The organism is Deltaproteobacteria bacterium GWC2_65_14 (assembly GCA_001797615.1).
Taxonomy (GTDB): Bacteria; Desulfobacterota; Deferrimicrobia; order Deferrimicrobiales; family Deferrimicrobiaceae; genus GWC2-65-14.
The window spans coordinates 8,875-20,182 of sequence record MGPV01000053.1 but is presented as its reverse complement, the minus strand read 5'-3'; the positions used below and the strand labels follow the sequence as shown (position 1 = coordinate 20,182).

Below are 11,308 nucleotides of genomic sequence, written 5' to 3'. Positions count from 1 at the left end.
CAGGCCGCAGGGATCGAAGGAGATCGAATGCCCGGCGAAGTCCCCGCTCTCCCTTGCGGGAGAGCCGCTTCCCGCGGAGGCGGGGGAGCTGATGGGCGAATACCTGCCCGCCGCCCGGGCGCTGGGGGAGCGGACCGCCGGGATGCACCTGGCGCTCTCCTCCGAGGGGGAAGACCCGGCCTTCGCCCCGCAGTCGTTCACCTCCCTCTACCAGCGTTCCCTATACCAGTCGATGCGCAACCTGACCGGCCACGCGATGCTGCTGCTCAAGCGGCGGCTCCGGTACCTGCCGGAAGGGCTGCGGGAGGATGCCCGCCGGGTCCTGGAGGCGGAGGACCGGATCCTGAAGCGGTTCCGCGGGATCCTCGACCGGAAGATCTCGGCGATGCGGATCCGGATCCACGGGGACTTCCACCTCGGGCAGGTGCTCCATACGGGGAAGGACTTCGTGATCATCGATTTCGAGGGGGAGCCGGCCCACACCCTGACCGCGCGGCGGATCAAGCGCTCGCCCCTGCGCGACGTGGCCGGGATGCTCCGCTCCTTCCACTACGCCTCCAAGGCGCACCTGGTCGGCACCACCGGCGGAAGCGCGATCCGGGAAGAGGACCACTCCGTCCTGGAGCCGTGGGCGCGCTGCTGGAACAGCTGGGTCTCCGCCGCCTTCCTCGAGTCGTACCTGGCGACCGCCTCCCGGGGGAGCTTCCTCCCGAAGACCCGCGAGGAGCTGTCGGCGCTGCTTTCCACCTACCTGATGGAGAAGGCGATCTACGAGCTGGAGTACGAGCTGAACAACCGGCCCGACTGGGTGAAGCTTCCGCTGCGGGGGATCCTGCAGCTTCTGGAGACCGGCGAATGAGCGGGCCCTCTCCCGGGGGCGTGGGAGGGGTCCGGCGCCTGGCGCACGCCTGCGGGGTCCAGACCGCCTACCACGACATCCTGCGGCGGAGGGTCGAAGTGGGCCCGGAAACCCTGCTTGCGGTCCTGCGGGCGCTGGGCAGTCCGGTCGAGACCGCCGCCGACGTCCCCGGGGCCCTGCGGGAACGGGACCGTGCCCGCTGGACCCGGATCTGCGATCCGGTGACCGTGGCATGGGAGGGGGAGCGGGCGAAGCTTGGCCTGCGCCTTCCGGAACGGGCGGGAAGCCGGAAGGTTCGGATCCGGATCCGCCTCGAGGAGGGTGGCACGCGGGACCTTCCGTTCGACCTGTCCCGGATCCCCGGTCGGGAGGGGGCGCTGCTGGACGGCGTGCGCTTCGTCGAGAAGGCGGTTCCCCTGCCGCGGGACCTTCCGCGGGGATACCACGCCCTCACCGTGGAGTCCGGGAAGGCGCGGGCGGAGGCGCTGCTTTTCGCCGCTCCCCGCAGGGCCTGGCCTCCGGGGCGAAAGAACGGGGAGAAGGCCTGGGGAGTGTTTCTTCCCCTCTACGCCGTGCGGTCCGAACGAAACGGCGGAAGCGGCGACCTGACCGACCTGGAGGCGCTGCTCGAATGGACCGGGGCGCAGGGGGGAGGGGTCGTCGGGACCCTGCCGCTCCTGGCCTCCTTCCTCTCCGAGCCGTTCCATCCGAGCCCCTATACCCCGGCCAGCCGCCTCTTCTGGAACGAGTTCTACCTCGACGTCCCCCGGATTCCGGGGTTCGTGGACTGCGAGGAGGCGCAGGCGATCGCCGGAAGCGGCCCCTTCCGGGAGGAGGAGCGGAGGCTTCGCGAGGCCCCGCTGGTGGACTACCGGCGCGGGATGGCGCACAAGCGCAGGCTGCTGGAAACGCTGTCCGACGCCTTCTTCGCGCGCGGAGGGGAGCGCGGGAGCGTCTTCCGGACATTCCTTTCGGAGAACCCGGACGCGAAGGACTATGCGGCCTTCCGCGCCGCGGGGGACGCCCTCCGGACGCCGTGGGCCGTGTGGCCGCGGCCGCTGCGGGACGGGTCCGTTTCCCCGAAAGACTACCGGGAGCGGGACCGGCGCTATCACCTGTTCGCACAGTTCGCCTTCCAGGAGCAGTTCCGGGAGATCACGCGAGGGGCGAGCGCCAGGGGCCGGTCGCTCTACCTCGACCTTCCCCTGGGGGTCGCCTACGACAGCTACGACGTCTGGCGCCACCGGAAGCTGTTCGCGCGGGAGGTTTCGGCCGGGGCGCCGCCGGACGACTTCTTCACCCGGGGGCAGGACTGGGGATTCCCGCCGATGCACCCGGAGCGGATCCGGGAGGAGGGCTACCGGTACTACCGGGCCTGTCTCCGGCACCAGCTGCGCCACGCGGGGATATTGCGGATCGACCACGTGATGGGGTTCCACCGCTTCTTCTGGGTCCCCAGGGGGATGGAGGCGCGGGAGGGGACCTACGTCCGCTACCGGGCGGAGGAGTTCTACGCGATCCTCGCCCTGGAGTCGCACCGGCACAAGGCGCGGATCGTCGGGGAGGACCTGGGCACCGTGCCTTCCTACGTGCGGCCGGCGATGGCCCGCCGCGGGATCCGCAGGATGTTCGTGGTCCAGTTCGGGATGTCGCCCGATCCCGGGATGGCGCTGCGGAGGGTGCCGGCCGACTCCCTGGCCTGCGTGAACACCCACGACATGCCGACCTTCGCCTCCTTCTGGGAGGGGGGGGACGTCGCGGAGCGGGAGGCGCTGGGTCTGCTCGACGGGAAGGGAAGGAAAAAGGAGGAGGTCCGGCGCCTCGCGCTGCGGAAATCGCTTGCCGCCTTCCTCCGCGGGAAGGGGCTGCTCGCGGGTTCCGGGCCGGACGCCATGGAGGTGCTGTCGGCCTGCCTGGCCTACCTGGCGAAAGGCGCCGCCGGCACGGTCGTCGTCAACCTGGAGGACCTCTGGCAGGAGGTCGAGCCGCAGAACATGCCCGGGACCTGGAAAGAGCGGCCGAACTGGATGCGGAAGGCGCGGCACTCCCAGGAGGAATTCGGGGAGATGCCCGGGGTGACCGGGTCGCTCCGGGAGGTGGACCGGCTCCGCCGGGGGGGAAACCCATCCGGGGGCGGGGGAAACGCACGGAATCAGAATACGGGGGAGACTCTATGCGATACGACGTGACGCTGTTGACCGACCAGGATCTCTATCTCTTCAACGAGGGGAGCCACTACCGGCTCTACGAGAAATTCGGCTCCCACTTCATGACCGCCGGCGGCGAGGAGGGGACGCTGTTCACGGTCTGGGCCCCCAACGCCTCGGAAGTGTTCGTCACCGGGAGCTTCAACGGCTGGAACAACAGCAGCCATCCGCTCCGGTCGAAGGGGGGATCGGGGATCTGGGAGGGTTTCATCCCCGGCGTTCCGCGGGGGACCGTCTACAAGTACCATGTCGTCTCCCGGGAGAACGGCTACCGGTACGACAAGGCCGACCCGTTCGCCTTCCACGCCGAGGTCGCGCCCTCCACCGGGTCGGTCGTGTGGGACCTCTGGTACGACTGGGAGGATGCCGCGTGGATGAAGGAGCGGGGCCGCCGCAACGCCGCCGATGCCCCGGTCACCATCTACGAGATGCACCTGGGCTCCTGGATGCGGGTCCCGGAGGAGGGGAACCGGATGCTCACCTACCGGGAGCTGGCCCCCCGCCTGGCCGACTACCTCCGGAAATTGAACTTCACCCACGTCGAGTTCCTCCCGGTGATGGAGCATCCCTTCTACGGCTCCTGGGGATACCAGGTCACCGGGGTCTTCGCCCCGACGAGCCGGTACGGGACGCCGCAGGACTTCATGTACCTGGTCGACCACCTGCACCGGAACGGGATCGGGGTGATCCTCGACTGGGTCCCCTCCCATTTCACCAAGGACGGTCACGGGCTGAACTACTTCGACGGCACCCACCTCTACGAGCATGCCGACCCCCGCCAGGGGCACCATCCCGACTGGGATACGGAGATCTTCAACTACGGGCGGCACGAGGTGTGCAGCTTCCTCCTCTCGTCCGCTCACTACTGGCTGGAGGTCTTCCACGCCGACGGGCTGCGGGTCGACGCGGTCGCCTCCATGCTCTACCTCGACTATTCCCGGAAAGAGGGGGAGTGGATCCCGAACCGGTACGGGGGGAGGGAGAACATCGAGGCGATCGAGTTTTTGCGCCGATTCAACGTCGCCGTCTACGAGTCCCACCCCGACATCCTCACCGTCGCGGAGGAGTCGACCGCCTGGCCGATGGTCTCCCGCCCCACCTACCTCGGCGGGCTCGGGTTCGGGATGAAGTGGGACATGGGCTGGATGCACGACACGCTGCAATACATGTCGCAGGACCCGGTGCACCGGAAGTACCACCACGACAAGCTCACCTTCCGGATGATCTACTCCTTCGCCGAGAACTTCGTCCTCCCCCTCTCCCACGACGAGGTGGTCCACGGGAAGGGCTCGCTGATCGGCAAGATGCCGGGGGATGAATGGCAACAGTTCGCGAACCTGCGGGCCCTCTACGGCTACATGTACGCGCAGCCGGGGAAGAAGCTCCTCTTCATGGGGGGGGAGTTCGGTCAGCGGCGGGAGTGGAGCCACGAGGGGAGCCTCGAATGGGATGTGCTGGAATACCCGGTGCACGCCGGGCTCTCGCGCTGGGTCGAGGAGCTGAACCGGTTCTACCGGAACGAGCCGGCGCTGCATGAGCGCGACTTCGACCCGGCCGGCTTCGAGTGGGTCGACTGCCAGGACGCGGACCAGAGCGTGATCAGCCTGCTCCGGAAGGGACGCACGACGGATGACATCCTCCTCGGCGTCTTCAACTTCACCCCGGTGCCCCGGCACAACTACCGGCTGGGGGTTCCCCGGGGCGGATTCTGGCAGGAGGTCCTGAACAGCGACGCCCGGGAATACGGCGGGAGCGGGCAGGGGAACATCGGGGGGGTCGAGGCGGTCCCCATCCCGGTGCACGGGCGGCTCCACTCGCTGACCGTCGTCGTGCCGCCGCTGGCGGCGGTCTTCTTCAAGAGCGAGGGGAAGGGAAGGTGATTCCCGGATCGACGGAACGGCTCGGCGCGACCCTCCTTCCCGGCGGCGGCTGCGCGTTTCTGGTCCATGCCCCTTCGGCGAAGACGGTGGAGGTGCGGCTGCTCACCCCCGTCGAGGGATTCTTTCCTCTGGAACGGGACGAGAGAGGCTACCACCGGGGGGTCGTCGGGGAGGCGGGCACGGGCAGTCTCTACCTCTACCGGCTCGACGGGGAGCGGGAACGTCCCGACCCGGCCTCGCGGTTCCAGCCGGACGGGGTGCACGGACCCTCCTGCGTGACCGATCCCGGTGCCTTTCGATGGGAGGACCGGGAGTGGGCGGGCCTTCCGCTGGAGGAAGTCGCCCTCTATGAGCTGCATGTGGGGACCTTCACCCCGGAGGGGACCTTCGGGGCGATCCTCCCCCGCCTCGACTCCCTGAAGGAGCTCGGGGTCACCGCGATCGAGCTGATGCCGGTCGCGCAGTTTCCCGGGAGCCGGAACTGGGGGTACGACGGGGTCTACCCCTTCGCCGTCCAGGGAAGCTACGGGGGGCCGGAGGGGCTCAAAAGCCTCGTGAACGCCTGCCACCTGCGCGGGATGGCGGTCGTGCTCGACGTGGTCTACAACCACCTCGGCCCCGAGGGGAACTACCTCCGGGACTTCGGCCCCTACTTCACCGACCGATACAGGACCCCCTGGGGGGCGGCGATCAATTTCGACGGCCCCGGCAGCGACGAGGTCCGGCGGTATTTCCTCGAGAACGCCTGCAGCTGGCTTTCGGAGTTCCGGATCGACGCCCTGCGTCTCGACGCGATCCACGGGATCTACGACTTCTCCGCCGATCCCTTCCTGGCCGAGCTGGCCGACACCGTGCGGGAACTGGGGGTGCGGGAGCACCGGCGGCTCCACCTGATCCCGGAGAGCGACCTGAACGACGCCCGGGTCGTCACGCCCCGGGAGCGCGGGGGATTCGGGCATGACGCCCAGTGGAACGACGACTTCCACCATGCCCTCCATGTCCTGCTGACGGGGGAACGGCAGGGCTACTACCGGGACTTCGGGACCGTGGAGGATCTCGCCCGCGCCTTCACGGAAGGGTTCGTCTACGCCGGGCGCTACTCCGCCTACCGGGACCGCCGCCACGGGAACTCCTCCCGGGACCTTGCGGCTCGGCAGCTGGTGGTCTTCTCGCAGAACCACGACCAGGTTGGGAACCGGATGGGCGCCGAGCGGCTTCCCCTCCTCGCCTCCTTCGAATCGCTGAAGCTGGCCGCCGGGGTCGTCCTGCTCTCCCCCTTCGTCCCGCTGCTGTTCATGGGGGAGGAGTACGGGGAGACCGCGCCCTTTCTCTACTTCATCAGCCACTCCGACCCGGAGCTGGTCGAGGCGGTGCGGAAAGGGCGGATGGAGGAGTTCGCCGCCTTCCGGTGGGAGGGTGAGGTCCTCGACCCGCAGGACGAGGAAACCTTCCGGCGCTCCCGGATCGACTACGCCTTGCGGGAAACGGGGCGGCACCGGACCCTGTTGGAGTATACCCGGGAGCTGCTTCGCCTTCGGCGGGAGCACCCGGTCCTCTCGCGGGGAACCCGCAAGGGGATGAACGCCGTGGCGCTGGAGCGGGAGAAGTCGCTCCTGGTGACCCGGATGCACGGGGACGACCGGACGGCTGCGGTCTGCCACTTCGGGGAGAAGCCGGCCTCCGTGACCGTCCCGCTGTTCGCCGGCCGCTGGCAGACGCTCCTGGACTCCTCCGTTCCGCGGTGGGGCGGCGGCGGAAGCGCCGTCCCGGAGGAGATCCGATCGGGGGGAACCGCCACGCTGTCGCTCGGACCGCGGGCCTTCGTCCTGCTGTCGCAACGAGGGGAGGATTCCGGATAGATGGAACGCTACGTCTGCATCCACGCGCATTTCTACCAGCCGCCGCGGGAGAACCCGTGGCTCGAGGCGGTCGAGTTCCAGGACTCGTCCTATCCCTTCCACGACTGGAACGAGCGGATCACGGCCGAGTCCTACGCCCCGAACGCCGCCTCCCGGATCCTGGACGGGGAGAGGCGGATCGTCGACATCGTGAACAACTACTCCCGGATCAGCTTCAACTTCGGGCCGACCCTGCTCTCCTGGATGGAGGTCCACGAGCCGGCGGTGTACCGGGCGATCCTCGACGCCGACCGCCAGAGCCGGGAGCACTTCTCCGGGCACGGCTCGGCGCTGGCGCAGGCCTACAGCCACATGATCCTCCCGCTGGCGAACCGCCGCGACAAGGCGACCCAGGTGCGCTGGGGGATCGCCGATTTCGTCCACCGCTTCGGCAGGGAACCGGAGGGGATGTGGCTCCCGGAGACGGCGGTGGACCTGGAAAGCCTGGAGATCCTGGCGGAGCACGGGATGCGGTTCGCGATCCTGGCGCCCCACCAGGCGCATCGCGTCCGGCCGATCGGCAGCCGCGACTGGCGGGATGTGGGCGGGGGAGGGATCGACCCGAAGGTCCCCTACCGGATCCGGCTCTCCTCGGGACGGGAGATGGCGCTGTTCTTCTACGACGGGCCGATCTCGCGGGCCGTCGCCTTCGAACGGCTGCTGACCAACGGGGAGGCCTTCGCGAACCGGATTCTCGGGGGATTCGACGGCGACGGGAACGGACATCCGCTCGTCCACATCGCCACCGACGGGGAGAGCTACGGGCACCACCACCGGCACGGGGAGATGGCGCTCTCCTACGCCCTGCACCACATCGAGTCGAACAAGCTGGCGAAGATCACCAATTACGGGGAGTATCTCGAGCGGTACCCCCCGGAGCAGGAGGTGGAGATCCACCCCTTCAGCTCCTGGAGCTGCGCCCACGGGATCGAGCGGTGGCGGAGCCATTGCGGCTGCAACTCGGGGGGACGGCCGGAGTGGACCCAGGAGTGGCGCCGCCCCCTGCGGGAGGCGCTGGACTGGCTGCGGGAGAAGCTGGCGGTGCTCTATACCGACGCCTCGATGGGGCTTTTCCGGGATCCCTGGGCCGCCCGGGACGACTACGTGTCGGTGGTGCTCGACCGCTCCGAGGAGAATGTCCGGGCCTATCTCGGACGGCACGCGGTCCGGGAGCTGTCCGCGGAGGAACGGGTCCGGGCGCTCAGGCTGCTCGAGCTCCAGCGCCACGCGATTCTGATGTACACCAGCTGCGGCTGGTTCTTCGACGAGCTCTCCGGGATCGAGACCACGCAGATCCTCCAGTACGCGGGGCGCGCCATCCAGCTGGCGGAGGAGATCGACGGGCAGGATATCGAGTCCCGCTTCCTGTTCCTTCTCGAGCATGCGAAGAGCAACCTCCCGGAGCACGGGGACGGCCGGCACATCTACGGGAAGTTCGTCAAGCCCTCCGTCGTTGACCTGCACAAGGTCGGGGCCCATTACGCGATCAGCTCCCTGTTCGAGAACTACGGGGAGGAGGCGGAGGTCTTCTGCTACCGCGTGGACCGGGAGGAATTCCGGATCCTCTCCGCGGGAAAGAAGCGGCTGGCGCTTGGGAGGGCGAGGATCGCCTCGCGGATCACAGGGGACACGGCGCAGGTTTCCTTCGGGGTCCTCCACTTCGGCGATCACAACGTGATCGGGGGGATCCGCGAGTCCCGCGGGGAGGAGCCCTACAAGGCGTTGGTGGAAGAGATCGGCGGAATCTTCCAGGGGGCCGATTTCCCCGAGGTGATCCGGGCCGTCGATCGGAATTTCGGCCAGGGCACCTATTCCCTGAAGCTGCTGTTCCGGGACGAGCAGCGCAAGGTTCTAGACTCGATTCTGGAGGAGAGTCTCGCCGACGTGGACGCGGTCTACCGGCAGCTCTACATGCAGAATGCGCCGCTCATGCGCTTTCTCTCCGATTTCGGCTATCCCATGACGAAGTCGTTCCGGGTGGCGGCCGAGCTGGCGCTGAATGCCGAGCTTCGGCGCGCCTTCACAGAGGAGTCGCTGGACGTCGAGCGGATCAAGGGGGTCCTGCAGGAGACACAGGCAACGGGGATCTCCTTCGACGGTCCCGGCCTGGGCTACGCGCTCCGGAAGACGATCGAGCGGATGATGGCGAGGTTCCTGGAGGATCCGGACGACCTCGACCAACTCCGGCGGCTCAACGCCGCGGTGGAGATGGGGGACGCACTTCCCTTCGAGGTGACCTTCTGGAAGAGTCAGAACCTCTTCTTCGAGGCGCTGCAGGGCGTGTATCCGCGCTACGGCGCCCGGAAAGCCGGGGGGGACTCCGCGGCGGAGGAGTGGGTCGCCCTCTTTTCCGCACTCGGGGAGAAGCTCTCCGTCCGGGTTCCCCGATGATCCCCGCGCGCATCCCCGTCTCCACCTACCGGCTCCAGCTTCACCGGCGCTTCCGGTTCCTGGATGCTCTGGCCCTGCTGCCGTACCTGGAGGCGCTCGGCGTCGGCGACCTCTACGCCTCGCCGCTGCTGGCGGCCCGCAGGGGGAGCTCCCACGGGTACGACGTCGTCGACCCGACGCGTCTCAATCCCGAGCTGGGGACGGAGGAGGAGTTCGACGCGCTGGCGTCGGCCCTCGCGGAGCGGAACATGGGGCTTCTTCTGGACATCGTCCCCAACCACATGGCGGCGAGCGGCGAGAACCGGTGGTGGATGGACCTCCTCGAGACCGGGGCGGGTTCGCCCTTCGCCCGGTTCTTCGACATCGACTGGGAATCCTCCAGGGAGGCGCTCCGGAGGAAGGTGCTCCTCCCGATCCTCGGCGGGCCGTACGGGAAGGTGCTGGAGGACGGGGAGCTCTCGCTGCGCCTTGCGCAGGGGAGCTTCTTCGTCCTCTGCCACGGGACCCGGCTTCCCGTCGCCGTTCCGTCCTACGCCCGCATCCTCGCGCACGGCCTGGAGGCGCTGGAGGAAAATTTGGGGCCGGACCATCCCGTCTTCCGGGAGCTGTGGGAGCTGATCTCGGAGGCGGAGCATCTTCCGGCCGCTCCGCCCGCGGATCCGGAGGCGGCGGGGGAGTGGAGGAGGAGCGCCGGCGGGATCCGGAAGCGGCTCGCCTCCCTGCACGCGGGGAGGGCGGAGATCCGGGCGCACCTGGACGGGATCCTTCGGGACTTCGCGGGGACCCGGGGAGACCCGGCGAGCTTCGCCCTCCTGGACCGGCTGCTGTCGGAGCAGCACTACTGGCTCTCCTTCTGGCGCCTGGCCAACGAGGAGATCAACTACCGTCGGTTCTTCGCCATCAGCGACCTGGTGAGCCTGCGCGTGGAGGAACCGGCGGTGTTCGACGCCTCCCACGCGCTGATCCTGCGGCTGGTCCGGGAGGGGAAGGCGACCGGCGTGCGGATCGACCATGTCGACGGGCTCTACGACCCGTCGGGCTATCTCGAGCGGCTCCGGGAGGAACTCTCCCGGGGGGGGACGTCCGGTCCCCCGTACCTGGTCGTGGAGAAGATCCTCGCGGGGGAGGAGCTTCTTCCCCCGGAGTGGCCGGTCTGCGGGACCACCGGATACGACTTCCTGAACGCGCTGAACGGGATCTTCGTCAGCGCCGGCGGGGCGCGGCTCCTGGACGGGGTCTACATCCGCTTCACCGGGGAACGGGAGGAGTTCGCGGAGCTGGTCTACCGGAAGAAGAGGCTGGTGATGGAGTCGCTCTTCGCGGGGGAGATGCACTCGATGGGGATGCACCTCGCCCGGCTGGCGGAGCGGGACCGGCACGGGCGGGACCTTCCCCGCAAGGAGCTGCGGGAGGCGCTCGTCGAGGCGACCGCCTGCTTCCCCGTCTACCGGACCTACATCCGGGGGCTCGACCTGACCTCCAGGGACCGGCGGTACATCGGGAGGGCGCTGCGGGAAGCCCGGCGGCGAAGCACCGGGGCGAGCGGCCCGGTGTTCGATTTCCTGGGGCGGGTGCTACTGCTGGAGGGCCCCGATGCCTTCCCCGCGGAGAGGAAGGAGGAGTGGCTCGGCTTCCTGATGCGCTGGCAGCAGTTCACCGGCCCGATCATGGCGAAGGGGTTCGAGGACACAGCGCTCTACGTCTACAACCGCCTCGTTTCCCGGAACGAGGTGGGGGGAGAGCCGGCGGGGCCGGGCACTTCCCCGGAGGCGTTCCACCGGCGCGCCGCGGCGGTCCGCCGCCGGTGGCCGTTCACGATGAACGCCACTTCCACGCACGACACGAAACGGGGCGAGGATGTCCGCGCCCGGATCAACGTCCTCTCCGAGATCCCCGGGGAATGGGAGCGGCGGGTGACCCGCTGGAGCCGGTGGAACGCGGAGAAGCGGCGGGAATCGGGGGCGGGGCCGTCGCCGGACCGGAACGAGGAATATCTTCTCTACCAGACGCTGGTCGGCGCATGGCCGCTCGACGAAGGGGAGGTTTCCTCCCTGACCGCGCGGGTCCAGGAAT

Annotated in this window: 5 protein-coding genes and 1 pseudogene (2 of these 6 running past the window's edge); all 6 read left to right on the top strand. The window is 68.8% G+C overall.

Annotated features, from left to right (window positions below; all coding sequences use genetic code 11):
• Positions 1–859, top strand: the end of a protein-coding gene (locus A2X88_08615; GenBank protein OGP33450.1) for a maltose alpha-D-glucosyltransferase. 2,513 nt of this gene lie to the left of the window's left edge; the window shows 859 of its 3,372 coding nt (coding positions 2,514–3,372); its start codon lies beyond the left edge, outside the window; its stop codon occupies positions 857–859.
• Positions 856–3,048, top strand: a complete 2,193-nt coding sequence (locus A2X88_08610) for a 4-alpha-glucanotransferase (protein OGP33449.1) — start codon at positions 856–858, stop codon at positions 3,046–3,048. Before A2X88_08615 ends, A2X88_08610 begins: the two co-directional genes overlap by 4 nt.
• The gene (locus A2X88_08605) at positions 3,033–4,946 is read left to right on the top strand and encodes a 1,4-alpha-glucan branching enzyme (protein ID OGP33448.1); all 1,914 of its coding nucleotides are present in this window, start codon (positions 3,033–3,035) and stop codon (positions 4,944–4,946) included. The genes A2X88_08610 and A2X88_08605 overlap by 16 nt, the downstream gene beginning before the upstream one ends.
• Positions 4,946–6,805, top strand: a complete 1,860-nt coding sequence (locus A2X88_08600; protein OGP33455.1) for a malto-oligosyltrehalose trehalohydrolase — start codon at positions 4,946–4,948, stop codon at positions 6,803–6,805. Before A2X88_08605 ends, A2X88_08600 begins: the two co-directional genes overlap by 1 nt.
• Complete coding sequence (locus A2X88_08595) at positions 6,806–9,235, top strand: glycoside hydrolase (protein OGP33447.1); 2,430 nt, start codon at positions 6,806–6,808, stop codon at positions 9,233–9,235. It begins immediately after the preceding gene.
• Positions 9,232–11,308: pseudogene (locus A2X88_08590) on the top strand (malto-oligosyltrehalose synthase) (it continues 749 nt past the right edge of the window). Before A2X88_08595 ends, A2X88_08590 begins: the two are co-directional and overlap by 4 nt.